We start from the raw sequence: 13,804 nt of genomic DNA, 5'->3' as shown, positions 1-13,804 counted from the left end.
GTGCGGCGGCGGCTCGGCAGGCCGCCACTGGGACTCAGGCTGCGTCGCGGTATTGCGTCGGCCATTGGCGCGGCTTGACTTCGGCCAGCGCCTGCGCAATCGCCGCAATATGCTCCGGCGTCGTGCCGCAGCAGCCGCCGGCGATATTCACGAGACCCGCTTGCGCGAATTCCTTGAGCAGGCCCGAAGTATCCGCAGGCAGTTCATCAAAGCCCGTATCGCTCATCGGATTCGGCAAGCCGGCATTCGGATAGCACGACACATACGTGTCGCAGAGCCTGGCCAGTTCCGCGATGTACGGGCGCATCAAAGCCGCGCCCAACGCGCAGTTCAAACCGAACGTGAGCGGCCTGGCGTGACGCAGCGAGTTCCAGAACGCTTCGACCGTCTGGCCCGACAGAATGCGGCCCGAGGCGTCGGTGACGGTGCCGGAGATCATGATCGGCAGACGCTCGCCGGTGTCTTCGAACAGTTCGTCCAATGCAAAGAGGGCCGCCTTCGCATTGAGCGTGTCGAAAATGGTTTCGACGAGGAACAGATCGGCGCCGCCCTCGAGCAGGGCCTTGGCTTGCTCGTAGTAGGCCGCGCGCAGTTCGTCGAACGTCACGTTGCGCGCGCCCGGGTCGTTCACGTCAGGAGAAATGCTCGCGGTCTTCGGCGTCGGTCCGATCGCACCGGCGACGAAGCGCGGCTTGTCGGGCGTCGAATACTTGTCGCAGGCGGCGCGCGCCAGTTTCGCCGACTCGAGATTCATCTCGACCGCGAGCGCTTCCATGCCGTAGTCCGCCTGGGCGACCGTAGTCGCCCCGAACGTGTTGGTTTCGATGATGTCCGCACCCGCGGCCAGATACTGCTCGTGGATCTCGCTGATGATCTGCGGCTGCGTGATCGAAAGCAGTTCGTTGTTGCCCTTGATGTCGCGCCCGTAGTCCTTGAAGCGCTCACCGCGGTAGCGGGCTTCGTCGAGCTTGTAGCGCTGGATCATCGTGCCCATCGCGCCGTCCAGGATCAGGATGCGCGACTTGAGCAGCGCGGGCAGCGCCGCGCCGCGCGTGTAGGCGGCGTCGGGACGGACTGGCGTGGCGGTTGGAGCGGGCTGGTTCATGGCGGACGAGGGCTTGCGCCGGCTTTTTCGGGAACCTGTCATTGTAGCCGCTGCCGGGCCAAACCGCCCGGCGCCTCCCTCGACAGCCACCCTGGCGGTCGAGGGAGGCGCGCCGCATGGCAAAGAGCAGCGAGGCGGCGCGAAAAAGAAAACGGCCCAACGAGGCAAACGCCTGCTGGGCCGCTTCATGATGATTGCCGACCGTCTTGTAAAAACCGCCTGCCTACCCGGGAAGGAGTGCAGCCGGCGCGGTCAATGTATGTCGCCAAAAACGGTAAGCCGAACCCTTTGCTTAGTGAAGAATCACGGGTTGATGCATCAAACTGTCGAACTGGCCGAGGAATTCGTCCACTTCATCCAGCGACGGCTCCTCTTCGATCAGCTTCTGCACGTGTTCGCGAAAACGCGCCGCCATTGCTCCGTCGATATAGATCTCGCGCTGCATGTTCTTGTCGACGATCTCATAGCCACCCGACTTCATGGCCAGCGGACCTTCCTGCGGCGGAAACTCGACGACACAGTAATTGGGGCTGTTGTAGATCATTTGCATGGCGACACTCCTTATTTCCGTTGGCTCCTGGCCATTCCTGCGCCATAGGTGGAGCGTATGGTTTGGAATTCAAGGGGTGGGTTCGGATTGATGCTCATAAAAGTACCGAACCTACCGGTTAGACCGGTCTTTCAAGAAACGTTTCAAGCAGTGCAGCAAAACGATGAGATTGCTCGATGGGCGCAAGATGAGCGGCATCCAGCAGTTCGAAACGTGCGCCTTCGATGGCGTCTGCTATCGCCTGAGTAGCAGCAGGCGGCGTGCCCGTGTCGCGGCGGCCCGCCACGGTCAATGTTGGGCATCGGATTGTTGTCAGCTTACTGCGTACGTCGAAATCGCGCAGGGCTTCGCACGCCATGGCGTAGCCTTCTGACAACGTGTGCAGCAATACGTCGCGGATCTGCTCGACCACTTCGGGGTGCGCGGCTTGAAATTCGGCTGTCAGCCAGCGGCTCAATGTTGCGGGCACGAGCGCCGCCATGCCGTCGTTGCGGGCCGCCGCCGCACGCTGATCCCAGATGGTGCGGGCTTCCGGCAACGTGCCGCCGCTACTGTCGGCGATCGTCAACGTGTCGACCCGCGCGGGATGGTCGAGCGCGAATTGCTGCGCGATCATGCCGCCCAACGACATGCCGACCAAATGGGTACGCGGTGCGCCGAGTGCATCGAGCAGCGCGGCGAGATCGCGTGAGAGATCGGCCACGCTAAAGGGCGCGCCGGACGCCGCAGTCTTGCCATGGCCGCGCAGGTCGTAGCGCAACACGGTGTAGTCGTCGCGGAAATAGCCGGCGAGCTGGTCCCAGACGGACAGGTCGCCGCCGAGCTGGTGGACGAACGTCAGCCACGGGCCGCCGCCCTCGTTGCTCAACACATAGCGCGTTTCGATACCGTTGATGTTCACTTGCATGCGGGCTCCTTTGAAGGGGAACGCAGTGGAAGGATCCATTCACGCGCGCTGTGGCCCCGCGGTGGTTCAGCCGGACGGCACCATCGGTAAATATACGCAGCACGGGCGCGAACGGTTGCAGCAAATGTGTTGCGAGTCGGCGCCGGGGTGGAAGTTTCGTCGAATGACCGAGGCCCTGCTCGGATTGGCGGCTTTCAGGGCTTGATGATGCCAGGCGTATTGGCGGGGTCGGTCGATTCGACCGACTGGCCCGGTGGGGAAGGCGCGACACCGGGTGTGGCTGCCGCTGGGGCCGACGGTGAAGGCCCGGTCGAATTGTCAGCAGAAGCCGCGCTCGCGGCGCCGTTGCTGTCGGGCGGGCCGCCGGCGTTGCCGGCGTTGAGCTTGCCCCGCCATACCAGTTCGAATTGCGTGCCGTTGGGCTCCGTCTGAACGATGCGCGCGGGCAGCCAGCCGAGCGACGGCGCGAGCCATACGTCGATGCGGCGCAGATCGCCGTCACGGCGGGGCAGGCGCTTGAAGTGGCGCGTGTCGAGGAAACCTTGATCCGTGCGGATGGTTTCGTCGCCGATCGTCTCGACCGGCCAGTTTTCGCCGCTGTCGTTGTCGACCACGAAGAACTGCCGCGTCACGCCCGGCTTGTAGGCGGCCGGGTCGCCGCGCACGAGGCTGGCGAGCTGCATGACCATGCTGAAACGGTCCTGCGCGCCATCGGGCAACGGCAGCGAAGCCGGGGTGCGCGTGAAAGCGATCTTCTTGTCGGTGCGATTGAAGATCGCGATATCTTCCGCCCGGCGGCCGCGCTTTTCGATGTACTGGTCCGGCGCGAGACCGAATGCGTCGATGCGCCCATGGCTCGAATACACGAAGGTGCCGACGAAAGGCAGCGGCACGGAGACGACCATCTCGTAGCTCTGCGCGCTACTGGTCCAGTGGATCGTGCCGGGCTGGTTGCGCACGCCGTTGTAGAACGTGTCGTACTGCAGTTCGCCGGATGGCGGGACGGAGAACTTCACGCCGGGCGACGCTTGCGGCGCGCTGGCGGCAGTGGGCGCGCCAGCCGTGCCGACGCCACTCGCAGCGGCATTGGGCGCCGCATTGGAGCCCGCTGCGTCCGGCGCGCTCGCCACGGCGTCCGATGCCGCGGCAGGCGCCGCCGGCGCGGCTTGCTGCGCCGGTTGCAGCGCCGTCAACACATGTGCGCGCGGCTTGTGCGCGGCGGCCCGGTGCGCGGGCGCGGGTGCCGGCGTGGGCGACGCGGCGGCGGCCGGTGCGCGTTCGACCCGTTCGGGCGTCAGCAGCGCGACCTGCACCGGCACATGCTCGTTGTCCGAAGGATTCAGCGTCGCTCGATTGCGCTCGACCCATTGCGCGGCGATCCAGTGCAAAACGGCCACGACCAGCAGCACCGCGACCCAGCGCCCTATGCGCCAACCGGCGCGCGGCCCGTTGGGCGGCGTGCGGTCGGAACGGCGGGTGGCGGGAACTGAGGACATCGGCGAGTGAATGCGCATTACGCCTGTTCGTCACGTGGCGCGGCACTATACCCCAGCTCATACGAAAGCTTCTGCGCGCACTCGCGCAACGCCGTATCGATCTCTCCGCCCCAGCGAATATCGAACGCGCCCTCATGACCCAGCGCGACGAGCCCGAGCGCGAGTTCGCCGGTCGAGTCGAACACCGGCATCGAAAAGGCGTGGATGGTCGGCAGCAACATGCCTTCCACGCGCGCTGCCTGATGCTCCCGCACCTGCGCGAGCACCTGCGCCACTTCATCGCGCGTGCGCGGGCCGCCCATATGCGACGAGCGGTGCGAATCGGCCAGTTCGCGTTCGAGCATTGCGGCAGTCTTGCTCGGCGGCAGATACGCGGCGAACAGCAGGCCGGTGGCGGAACTGAGCAGCGGCATCACATCGCCGAGCTTCAGCGACGCCTTTGCCGGGTAGCTCGATTCCATCCAGTGCACCATGGTCGGCCCCTGGTTGCCCCACACGGCGATGCCGACCGTGAGATCGAGCCGGTCGCGCAATTCGGACAGCGCGATGCGCGCGAGCTTGACGCCGTCCACGCGAGCGAGCCGCGCGAGTCCCAGTTGCAGGGCAAAACCACCCAGTTCGTAACGGCCCGACAGAGGGTCTTGCGACACCACGCCGAGGCGCAGAAAACTCACCAGGTATCGATGCGCTTTGGCCGGGCTCATGCCGGCACGCTGGGCGAGATCACGCAGCATCATGGCGCGCGGTTCGTGGGTCAGCACATCGAGCAATTTGAAGCCGACTTCGATCGACTGGATGCCCGAGCGCAGCTTTTCCTCGCCGCTCTCGGCGTTCTCGTCTTCGGATTCGGACGTGTCGAGCGGTTCGGCGGGGTCGGCGGCGGTGCGGATCGCGCCGGAGCGGGCAATTGGAGGCATGAGCGAGGCGCACGGGGCGCGTTCAAAAAGGCGATACATGGGCGAGGCGGGCGCGGACACTTGGGCCGCGCCGATTCACCATCGTAGAATAGATTCCTTCTATCGTCACTAACACGGTTCACTCCTCTATGAAACTTGCCACGCTGAAGGACGGCACGCGTGACGGCCAGCTGATCGTCGTGTCCCGCGACCTGCACACCGCGGCCATCGCCGACGCGATCGCGCCCACGCTGCAGCGCGTGCTCGACGACTGGGCCTTCTACGCGCCGCAACTGCACGATCTGTACGACGCGCTCAATCAGGGCCGCGCGCGCAACACCTTCGCTTTCGACGCGAGGGAATGCATGGCGCCGCTGCCGCGCGCGTTCCAGTGGGCCGACGGCTCGTCGTATGTGAACCATGTCGAACTGGTGCGGCGCGCGCGCGGCGCGGAAATGCCGCCGGAGTTCTGGACCGATCCGCTGATGTATCAGGGCGGCAGCGACGACTTCATCGGTCCGAAAGACGACGTGCTGTGCGCATCCGAAGCATTCGGCATCGACTTCGAGGCCGAAGTCGCCGTGATCACCACCGACGTGCCGATGGGCGCAACGCCCGAGCAGGCGCTCAGGAGCGTGCGCCTCATCACGCTCGTCAACGACGTCTCGCTGCGCAACCTGATTCCCGCCGAACTCGCGAAAGGTTTCGGCTTTTTCCAGAGCAAGCCGGCCACGTCGTTCGCGCCGGTCGCGGTGACGCCCGACGAACTCGGCGAATATTGGCGCGAAGGCCGCGTGCATCGGCCGATGATCGTCCACTGGAACGGCAAGAAAGTCGGCCAGCCGGATGCCGGCACCGACATGGTGTTTCACTTCGGCCAGTTGATCGCCCACGCGGCGAAGACGCGCAATCTGCGCGCGGGCGCGATCGTGGGGTCGGGCACGGTGTCGAACAAGGACGCCAGGCGCGGCTATTGCTGTATCGCCGAGAAGCGCTGCCTCGAAACGATCGAGCACGGCGCGCCGCAGACCGAGTTCATGAAATACGGCGACACGGTGAAGATCGAAATGTTCGACGAAGCAGGCAAGTCGATTTTCGGCTCGATCGACCAGGGCATCGCGCCGCTCGATTGACGCACCGCTTTCGTGCGCGACGCGGCTCGGCCGCGCCGGCTTCGAAAGGGTTTCGCCCGATGCCGCGGCGAGTTCGCGCGGCTACACTGACTGGCGCGGCGGCACGCCCCGGGAGGCGCGCTGCGAATGGATCGCAAAAGCGCCGCGAAGCAGCGCGCGAATGACACGTGAGCCGTGCGCGAGCAAGGCCGCCGGCAGCACATCAAAAACGAAAAATCGACGTGAGGAGACAGCATGCCGCGAATCGAATCTCTTGAACCTGGAAGCCGGCGCGTTCAAGCGCCGAATCTGCGTCTGAATCAATCGCGTGACCGGTTCGCGCGTCGTGCCGCGGGCTTATGCGCGGCGCTCGCCGGCCTATTGCCCGGCATTGCGTTGGCGCAGGTGAAAATCGGCCTCGTGCTGTCGCTGACCGGACCGGCCGCGTCGCTCGGCATTCCCGCCCGCGACACGGTCGCGCTGCTGCCCAGACAGATCGGCGGGCAGAGCGTCGAATACATCGTGCTCGATGACGCGTCCGATACCACTCAGGCCGTGCAGGACACCAAGAAGCTGATCTCCGAGAATCACGTTGACGCGATCATTGGCTCGTCGATCACGCCGAACTCGCTGGCGATGATCGACGTGGTCGCCGAAGGTGAAACACCGATGATCTCGCTGGCGTCGTCGGCGAAAATCATCGAGCCGGTGGACGCGAAGCGCCACTGGGTCTTCAAGACGCCGCAAACGGACGCGATGATGGCTTCGGCGATTGCCGAACACGCCAGTCTGCACGGCGTCAAAACCATCGCATTCATCGGCCAGGCGGACGCGCTCGGCGAAACCTTCTACACCGAGGTCGCGAAGTTCGCTCAACTGCATCACATCACCATGGTGGCGAGCGAGCGCTTCAATCGAACCGATCCGAGCGTGACCGGCCAGGTCCTCAAGATCCTGGCGACTCATCCCGACGCGGTGGTGGTCGGCGCGGCCGGCACGCCCGCCGCGTTGCCGCCGAAGACGCTCCGGGAGCGCGGCTACAAAGGGCTGATCTATCACAATCACGGAGTGGGGAATAACGACTTCCTGCGCGTGTGCGGCGCCGATTGCAACGGCACCTTCCTGCCCGCGAGCCCGGTGCTGGTCGCCGCGCAATTGCCGGCGGATCATCCGGCGAGGCGGCTCGCGCTCGATTACATCGCGCGCTTCGAAGCGGTGCGCGGCGCGGGCAGTGTCTCGGCGTTCGGCTCGTACACGTGGGACGCGGGCATGCTGCTCGGCAATGCCATACCGGTCGCGCTGAAAACCGCCGCGCCGGGCACGCCGGAGTTTCGCCGCGCGCTGCGCGCGGCGCTCGAGGCGACGCGCGGTCTCGCGGATACCAACGGCGTCGTCAACATGAGCGCCACGGATCACCTCGGGCTCGATCAGCGGGCGCGTGTGATGGTCGAAATCAAGAATGCGAAGTGGGTTTATCAGCCGCGCTGAATGGGCGGCGCATGCGCGTGTCAGGAAAACGCTGGGCCCATTTTGACGTTGCCGCTCTGCGGGAAGTCTCTTCGGGGCCTCGCGTGAAGCGTCCGGCTTAAGGGCGCTTTTCGACGAACGCGGCCCGGTTCAACCGACACACCGACACACCGACACACCGACACACCGATATACGGATTGCTCATCATGTCTCAGGCACCACACCGTAACGACGCGTTTTACGCCCACTATCAATCGCTCCAGTTGCATCGGCATCCGCACGGCGTGCTCGAAGTCGTGATGAGCGGCGAGGGTGCCAACAAGAGCGGTCTCGCCACCGCCAACGCGCGCATGCACTTCGAACTCGCCGAGATCTGGCGCGACATCGACCGCGATCCCGACACGCGCGTCGCGATCATTCGCGGTGAAGGCAAGGGATTTTCGGCGGGCGGCGACCTGCAGCTCGTCGAAGACATGGCAACCGATTTCGACGTGCGCGCGCGGGTGTGGCGCGAGGCGCGTGATCTGGTCTACAACGTGATCAATTGCAGCAAGCCGGTCGTGTCCGCCATGCACGGGCCGGCGGTGGGCGCGGGGCTCGTAGCGGGCCTGCTCGCCGACATCTCGATCGCCGCGCAGACGGCGCGCATTATCGACGGCCATACGCGTCTGGGCGTGGCCGCGGGAGATCACGCGGCGATCGTCTGGCCGCTCCTGTGCGGCATGGCGAAGGCCAAGTATTACCTGATGCTGTGCGAACCGGTGAGCGGCGAAGAGGCGGAGCGCATTGGCCTCGTGTCGCTTGCCGTCGACGAAAACGATCTGCTGCCCAAGGCTTTCGAGGTCGCGCAGAAGCTGGCCGACGGCTCGCAGACGGCGATTCGCTGGACCAAGTACGCGTTGAACAACTGGCTGCGCTCGGCGGGGCCGGCGTTCGATACGTCGCTCGCGCTGGAGTTCATGGGCTTTGCCGGGCCGGATGTGCGCGAGGGTGTGAACTCGCTGCGGGAGCGGCGCGCGCCGGATTTCGGTGGCGCCGACCCGTGGCGCGGACAGCCGTCCGGCGCCGGCGTAGCGGACGGCGAGCGCTCGTGACGCCACCGCCCGCGCGGTATGATCGAATCAGACGCGCGCGGGACGGCGTCCTTCCTTACTTTATGCAGCGAGGCGACAAGCATGACCGATACCCCTGGCTCCACGCCGCCCTTTCCTGGCTTTCCCGGTTTTCCGCCCGCTGAAATGCTCGAGCGCATGTGGGGCATGATGCGGATGTCGCCGTTCGGTTCGGCTTTCTCCGGCGCGCAACCGGGCGGCGGCCTCGGACCCTCGCTCTCGATGATGTCCGACATGATGGCGCCGCTCACGAATGTCGAGGAACTCGACAAACGCATCACCGACATGCGCGCGGTCGAACAGTGGCTCAAGCTGAATCTGAACATGCTGCAGTCCGCGATTCAGGCCCTCGAAGTGCAGCGCGCGACGCTCGCGACGCTGCGCGCGTTTGGCGCTTTCGCGCAGTCGTCGATGACGCAACCCGCGGCGGCCTCCGCTGCGCCGAGTCCCACGCCGGCAACGGGCTGGCCGCATCCGGCCGCGTCCGCGCCGGCTGCTTCGCCGGCGCCTTCGGCGAACACCGGTTCGTCCGCGGAAGAGCCTTCCGGCGACGAAGAGCAGGCGCCTGCCACGCCGCCGTTCGACGCGTCCGCGTGGTGGAATCTGCTGCAGTCCCAGTTCAACCAGATCGCCCAGTTCGCGATGACCCAGCCGGCTGCGGAGGCGGGGACCCCGGCCGCGGGTTCCACGGAAGGCGAGGAGGCGGCATCGGCATCCGGCGGCGAACCGGCGGGCGAGACGCCGCAGGCGACCGGGCAGACGGGAGAGCACTTGGCCACGCGGCCGGCGGCCAAGCGGGCGTCGACCTCGGCGAAGCGTACGGGCGGCGCCAGTGGGGCAAGCGGTGCAGGCGCCAGCCCGAAAGCCACGAAAAAGTCTATCTAACGGGAGCAATGAAACGCAGCGGCGTGACGTGGGGCCCGGCGCTGCCCAAAACGGTGAATTCGCCGTCTGTCATGGTTTTGACCCCGATCTTCGACACACTCCGCGAATCTCGCGAATTGTTGCGGAAGATCAGTCAGGCACCGGAATTGCGCCTCTTACGTGGAGAGAACCGTCAAGTCAGCGTGCTATCATTGTGTAAGCTTTAAATGCCTTTTGGGCGTGCGTCGAACAACCAATCCAACCGCCCTTGCTCCATTCGCCGCCGGCACCACCGGCGCAGGGCTGCACGGTGCGGTCTTGATCGCAAACTGGCTCGACCTCAGGCACGGGTATCCCTCACCCACGGTCGGCCGCAGCGCGTGTCGTACGGTCAGGGTACGTCAGGCGCATGCGCAAAACGCCAGGACTTCTTTGCCGCCAGGTGCATCTGGGCGGCTGATTACCGCGTAAAATTGAATGCTTGGCCGGCAAACGGCGCACCATGGGGTGCGAGCCGTTCGCTGTGAGCAAAAAGTACTACACGTAGTAGTAACAGACACAGACAGTATGCGCAGAACAGGGGTGGGACTATGAACACCATGCTTTATCCGGAACTTTATAAATCGCTCGAATCCGTTCGATGGGACATGGAGAAAGACATTCCCTGGGACAAGTTCGATGCATCGCTATTGACCGACGAGCAGGCAGCGACGATCAAGATGAACGCGATCACCGAATGGTCGGCGTTGCCCGCCACGGAAATGTTTCTGCGTGACAACCACCACGACAGCGATTTCTCCGCGTTCATGAGCGTGTGGTTCTTCGAAGAACAGAAGCATTCGCTGGTGCTGATGGAATATCTGCGCCGCTTCAAGCCGGCAATGTGCCCGACCGAAGAGGAGTTGCACGCCGTGCGCTTCGAATTCGATCCGGCGCCGCCGCTCGAAACGCTGATGCTCCACTTCTGCGGCGAAATCCGCCTGAATCACTGGTATCGCCGTGCCGCCGAATGGCACACCGAGCCGGTCATCAAGCACATCTACGAAACCATCTCGCGCGACGAAGCGCGGCATGGCGGCGCGTATCTGCGCTACATGAAGAAGGCGATGGCGCAAACCGGCGACATCGCGCGTGCTGCGTTTGCGAAGATCGGTGTGCTGATGGCATCGGCGCGCCGTACGGAAAAGCCGCTGCACCCCACCAATTTGCACGTGAACCAGGCGCTGTTCCCGCGCGACACGATTCAATCGCGTCTGCCGGATCCGGAATGGCTCGAACGCTGGCTCGACGAGCAGATCCGTTTCGACGACGGCTGGGAAAAGAAGGTGGTGGAGCGCATTCTGCACAACCTGTCGATTCTCTTCGAGCGCACGTTCAATACGGCACAGGAACTGAACCGCTACCGCAAGGAAGTGGTCACGCGCCTGCAGGCCGAGCAGAAGTCGGCTGAACAGCCGGCTTGACGGTCGCAAGCGGCCTGACTCCGGTTCGCGGCGCGGGCCGCGAGCGGGTTCGAGGTCTTCAGGAAAGGTCCGGCACGCGCGAGCTTGCCGGACCTTTTTGCTTCCTGCCGTTCACCGTGTATCGTGACGGCACTTCCTTGTTTCTTTCCCACTCCGTCATGGCTGCCACTTTTGAACGCAAGATCCTGACGCGCGATGCCCTGGCGACGCTGCGTCCCTCGCTGAACGCGCCGGTCGTGTTTACCAACGGCGTGTTCGATATCCTGCATCGCGGGCACGTCACTTATCTTGCGGACGCCAAGGCGTTAGGCGCGTGTCTGATTGTCGGCGTGAATAGCGATGCGTCGGTTCGCATGCTTGGTAAGGGCGACGACCGGCCGATCAACAACGAGGCTGACCGGATGGCTTTGCTCGCGGCGCTCGAGAGCGTCGACTACGTGGTGTGCTTCGGCGAGAAAACGCCCGTGGAGTTGATTTCGGCGCTTCGGCCGGACGTGCTCGTCAAGGGCGGCGACTACGACATGGACGCATTGCCCGAGTCGGCTATTGTGCGAGGCTGGGGCGGCAAGGCGTTGGCGATTCCCTTCGAGCATGACCGCTCGACGACCGCATTGCTGAGGAAAGTCCGTACCCAGGGCTAATGGCCGGACGCCGCCAGATGGCGAGGCGATGAAGCTGGCGCCTCGAGCCGGCTTCTCGCAACTCAAGCGCCCTGATTGGCCGCGCGATTGCCGGCGCTACTGCGACAACGCGGATGCCGCGATCGGCGCCGCCGGCGCCGGCCCACCCACCACCGCCTGATCGGCGGCCTCGGTTGCCGTGACCGGCCGCACCTTCAACCATTCCGGATGAACCTGGCGGTTCAGATGGTTGGGCTCGCGTCCGCCGGCTGTGGGCGTCGGGCCGAACACGCCGCGCACCGCGACGAATGCCAGCATGTTGGCAAGAAACAATATGGCGATCAGCCAGCGCAGCATTGTTGGTTTTCCCCGTCCAGAAGTTGAGCCACCGTTATTTCGCGGTCATCCATGTTGCCGCGATTCAGGCCCCGCGTTACGTTGCGCGCTCGGCGGCGATCAGCGCAAGGCCGGACAGCACGAGCGAATCGTGGCGAGTATGCGGCACTTTCAGCGCGCTTGCCACTTCGTCTACGGCGCCGCCGCTGACCACGAGGCGCACCGGCACCCGCCACTCTTCCTGCAGATCGCGCCACATCCGCTCGATCAAGCCCGCTTGCGCCAACGTGCAACCGGCCGACAACGAGCGCGGCGTATCGGTTGCGAAGAACGGGCCGCGGCGCGCCGCGTCAGGCGTACCTTCGTCGAGCAGGCCGCGCGCGGCGTTGGCGTCGAGGGTCGGCAGCTGCGCCGTGTGCTCACCCAGCGAGCGCATCATCAAAGTCCAGCCAGGCGCGATCAGGCCGCCGACAAAGCAGCCATCCGCGCGCAATGCTTCGAGCGTGGTGGCGGTGCCGAACGTCGCAATCAGCAGATGTTCGCCGGGAAACGCCGCGTGCGCGCCGATCATGCCCGCCCAGCGGTCGCTGCCGAGCGTATGCGGCGCGGTGTAGCGGTTGGTCACGCCGCATTGCTGCGCGCAGGCGCGGATTGTCGTGAGCGGCAATCGCGGCCAGCGTGTGTCGAGCAATGCGGCGATCCGCTTCGCGACGCTTTCGCCTGCCACATTCGACAGCCAGGCGCCGGCGGGCGTCGGCAGGTTTGACCAGTCCGGCTGATCCTCGCCGCCGTGCGCCAGTGCGCCGCCCGCGATCTGCGCACCGCCCGCCTGCACCAGTGCCCACTTGATGCGGCTATTGCCCGCGTCGATCAACAGATCAGGCGCGCCGCTCGTCATGCCGCACCGTCGGCCAGACGCAGCGAGACGTCGCCGGTCGCGACGACATGGCGGCCGCTCGCGGTATCGAGCAGCAACTGACCGCGCTCGTCGACGCCCGCCGCCACGCCGCGCAACTGTTCTTCGCCTTGTTCCAGCACCACGACTTCGCGGCCCGCGTAGGCATGCACCGCGTTCCAACGCGCCTGGAACGGCGCGAAGCCTTCAGCGCCGAAGCGCTGCAAGGCCGGTTCGAGCGCGTTCAGTTCGGCCGCGAGCGTATCGGTGAGATTGGCGTTGGGGAGCGCGCGCTGCAACGCGGTCGGGACGGTGCCGCGCGCCTGCGGCGGCATGCCGGCGTTCAGCGCGCCGACTTTGGCGGCGAGTTCGTCAGCGCCCTTCACATTGGTGCCGATGCCGATCACCACGGCGCTGGCGTCGTCGGTGCTCCACGCGGTTTCGATCAGGATGCCGGCCAGCTTGTCGCCTTCGAGCAAGACGTCGTTCGGCCACTTCAGCGCGATCTGGCCGGGGCCGGCGACGGGCAGCGAGCGCAGCCCGTCGACCAGCGCGACGCCCACCGCGAGACTCAGGCCCGCGAGCCCTTCGAGCGGACGCGGCAGCACGCAGGCCACCGAAAACAGCAGCGCATTGCCCGGCTCCGCATACCACGGACGGCCACGGCGGCCACGCCCGGCGGTTTGCAGATACGCGACCCGCACGATCGGCCGCGGCAACACGCCGGCCCTGCGCGGCAGCGCCTTGACGCGGGCCATCAGGTCGGCGTTGGTCGAGCCGGTTTCCTCGACGATTTCGATCGGCCAATCGTGCGCGTGCGGGCCGAACAGGGCGACGGCGCGCTCGCGGTCGATGCGCCAGTCGGATTGGGACGCGGCTGAGGCGGCGGTTGCGGCCTGCGGGGGAGTCTTGGAAGCGTTCATGATTCATATTGTAGCGACAGCGAACGCGCGGAGCCCGCGTGGACGGTCGATCTGCCG

14 protein-coding genes are annotated in these 13,804 nt (G+C 65.5%); 6 read left to right on the top strand and 8 right to left on the bottom strand.

Annotation, left to right across the window (positions count from 1 at the left end; translation table 11 throughout):
• Positions 1-34: 34 nt before the first annotated feature.
• The 5 genes from CJU94_RS04175 to CJU94_RS04155 form a co-directional block, all read right to left on the bottom strand.
• Positions 35-1,105 carry a homocysteine S-methyltransferase family protein gene (locus CJU94_RS04175; RefSeq protein ID WP_095417639.1) on the bottom strand — a complete coding sequence of 357 codons (1,071 nt, stop codon included), beginning with the start codon at positions 1,103-1,105 and terminating at the stop codon, positions 35-37.
• Positions 1,106-1,397: 292 nt separating this feature from the next.
• The gene (locus CJU94_RS04170) at positions 1,398-1,655 is read right to left on the bottom strand and encodes a BTH_I0359 family protein (RefSeq protein ID WP_007179533.1); all 258 of its coding nucleotides are present in this window, start codon (positions 1,653-1,655) and stop codon (positions 1,398-1,400) included.
• A gap of 118 nt (positions 1,656-1,773) precedes the next feature.
• On the bottom strand, positions 1,774-2,562 hold the full coding sequence (locus tag CJU94_RS04165) for an alpha/beta fold hydrolase (RefSeq protein WP_095417638.1): 789 nt from the start codon (positions 2,560-2,562) through the stop codon (positions 1,774-1,776).
• Positions 2,563-2,756: 194 nt separating this feature from the next.
• A complete protein-coding gene (locus CJU94_RS04160) occupies positions 2,757-4,058 on the bottom strand; it encodes a DUF3108 domain-containing protein (RefSeq protein WP_095420212.1) in 1,302 nt (433 codons plus the stop codon).
• 17 nt (positions 4,059-4,075) lie between these two features.
• Complete coding sequence (locus CJU94_RS04155; RefSeq protein ID WP_095420211.1) at positions 4,076-4,975, bottom strand: IclR family transcriptional regulator; 900 nt, start codon at positions 4,973-4,975, stop codon at positions 4,076-4,078.
• Positions 4,976-5,103: 128 nt separating this feature from the next.
• Between CJU94_RS04155 and CJU94_RS04150 the strand changes: the two genes are divergently transcribed.
• The 6 genes from CJU94_RS04150 to rfaE2 all read left to right on the top strand — a co-directional run bounded on the left by CJU94_RS04150 (position 5,104) and on the right by rfaE2 (position 11,614).
• A complete protein-coding gene (locus CJU94_RS04150) occupies positions 5,104-6,087 on the top strand; it encodes a fumarylacetoacetate hydrolase family protein (RefSeq protein ID WP_095417637.1) in 984 nt (327 codons plus the stop codon).
• 234 nt (positions 6,088-6,321) lie between these two features.
• Positions 6,322-7,554, top strand: coding sequence for an ABC transporter substrate-binding protein (locus CJU94_RS04145; protein WP_095417636.1), 1,233 nt, complete (start codon positions 6,322-6,324; stop codon positions 7,552-7,554).
• Between the two features lie 186 nt (positions 7,555-7,740).
• A complete protein-coding gene (locus CJU94_RS04140) occupies positions 7,741-8,628 on the top strand; it encodes an enoyl-CoA hydratase/isomerase family protein (protein ID WP_095417635.1) in 888 nt (295 codons plus the stop codon).
• A gap of 81 nt (positions 8,629-8,709) precedes the next feature.
• A complete protein-coding gene (locus CJU94_RS04135; protein WP_095417634.1) occupies positions 8,710-9,531 on the top strand; it encodes a PhaM family polyhydroxyalkanoate granule multifunctional regulatory protein in 822 nt (273 codons plus the stop codon).
• 569 nt (positions 9,532-10,100) lie between these two features.
• A complete protein-coding gene (locus CJU94_RS04130; RefSeq protein WP_095417633.1) occupies positions 10,101-10,973 on the top strand; it encodes a ferritin family protein in 873 nt (290 codons plus the stop codon).
• Between the two features lie 158 nt (positions 10,974-11,131).
• Positions 11,132-11,614, top strand: coding sequence for a D-glycero-beta-D-manno-heptose 1-phosphate adenylyltransferase (gene rfaE2, locus CJU94_RS04125; RefSeq protein ID WP_095417632.1), 483 nt, complete (start codon positions 11,132-11,134; stop codon positions 11,612-11,614).
• Between the two features lie 96 nt (positions 11,615-11,710).
• Here rfaE2 and CJU94_RS04120 read toward each other — a convergent pair whose 3' ends face one another.
• The 3 genes from CJU94_RS04120 to CJU94_RS04110 form a co-directional block, all read right to left on the bottom strand.
• Positions 11,711-11,950, bottom strand: a complete 240-nt coding sequence (locus CJU94_RS04120) for a hypothetical protein (protein WP_095417631.1) — start codon at positions 11,948-11,950, stop codon at positions 11,711-11,713.
• A gap of 76 nt (positions 11,951-12,026) precedes the next feature.
• Positions 12,027-12,827, bottom strand: coding sequence for a type III pantothenate kinase (locus CJU94_RS04115; protein ID WP_095417630.1), 801 nt, complete (start codon positions 12,825-12,827; stop codon positions 12,027-12,029).
• On the bottom strand, positions 12,824-13,747 hold the full coding sequence (locus tag CJU94_RS04110; RefSeq protein ID WP_095417629.1) for a biotin--[acetyl-CoA-carboxylase] ligase: 924 nt from the start codon (positions 13,745-13,747) through the stop codon (positions 12,824-12,826). The genes CJU94_RS04115 and CJU94_RS04110 overlap by 4 nt, the downstream gene beginning before the upstream one ends.
• Positions 13,748-13,804 lie beyond the last annotated feature (57 nt).

This window comes from Paraburkholderia aromaticivorans, assembly GCF_002278075.1.
Taxonomy (GTDB): domain Bacteria; phylum Pseudomonadota; class Gammaproteobacteria; order Burkholderiales; family Burkholderiaceae; genus Paraburkholderia; species Paraburkholderia aromaticivorans.
Note: the sequence above shows the minus strand (reverse complement) of the source record. Positions and strands in the feature narration are given on the sequence as shown.

Bases quoted from the DNA above. Each gene is read 5' to 3' on its own strand.
- CJU94_RS04175 (WP_095417639.1), bottom strand. From the start codon at position 1,105: ATGAACCAGCCCGCTCCAACCGCCACGCCAGTCCGTCCCGACGCCGCC.
- CJU94_RS04170 (WP_007179533.1), bottom strand. From the start codon at position 1,655: ATGCAAATGATCTACAACAGCCCCAATTACTGTGTCGTCGAGTTTCCG.
- CJU94_RS04165 (WP_095417638.1), bottom strand. From the start codon at position 2,562: ATGCAAGTGAACATCAACGGTATCGAAACGCGCTATGTGTTGAGCAAC.
- CJU94_RS04160 (WP_095420212.1), bottom strand. From the start codon at position 4,058: ATGTCCTCAGTTCCCGCCACCCGCCGTTCCGACCGCACGCCGCCCAAC.
- CJU94_RS04155 (WP_095420211.1), bottom strand. From the start codon at position 4,975: ATGCCTCCAATTGCCCGCTCCGGCGCGATCCGCACCGCCGCCGACCCC.
- CJU94_RS04150 (WP_095417637.1), top strand. From the start codon at position 5,104: ATGAAACTTGCCACGCTGAAGGACGGCACGCGTGACGGCCAGCTGATC.
- CJU94_RS04145 (WP_095417636.1), top strand. From the start codon at position 6,322: ATGCCGCGAATCGAATCTCTTGAACCTGGAAGCCGGCGCGTTCAAGCG.
- CJU94_RS04140 (WP_095417635.1), top strand. From the start codon at position 7,741: ATGTCTCAGGCACCACACCGTAACGACGCGTTTTACGCCCACTATCAA.
- CJU94_RS04135 (WP_095417634.1), top strand. From the start codon at position 8,710: ATGACCGATACCCCTGGCTCCACGCCGCCCTTTCCTGGCTTTCCCGGT.
- CJU94_RS04130 (WP_095417633.1), top strand. From the start codon at position 10,101: ATGAACACCATGCTTTATCCGGAACTTTATAAATCGCTCGAATCCGTT.
- rfaE2 (WP_095417632.1), top strand. From the start codon at position 11,132: ATGGCTGCCACTTTTGAACGCAAGATCCTGACGCGCGATGCCCTGGCG.
- CJU94_RS04120 (WP_095417631.1), bottom strand. From the start codon at position 11,950: ATGCTGCGCTGGCTGATCGCCATATTGTTTCTTGCCAACATGCTGGCA.
- CJU94_RS04115 (WP_095417630.1), bottom strand. From the start codon at position 12,827: ATGACGAGCGGCGCGCCTGATCTGTTGATCGACGCGGGCAATAGCCGC.
- CJU94_RS04110 (WP_095417629.1), bottom strand. From the start codon at position 13,747: ATGAACGCTTCCAAGACTCCCCCGCAGGCCGCAACCGCCGCCTCAGCC.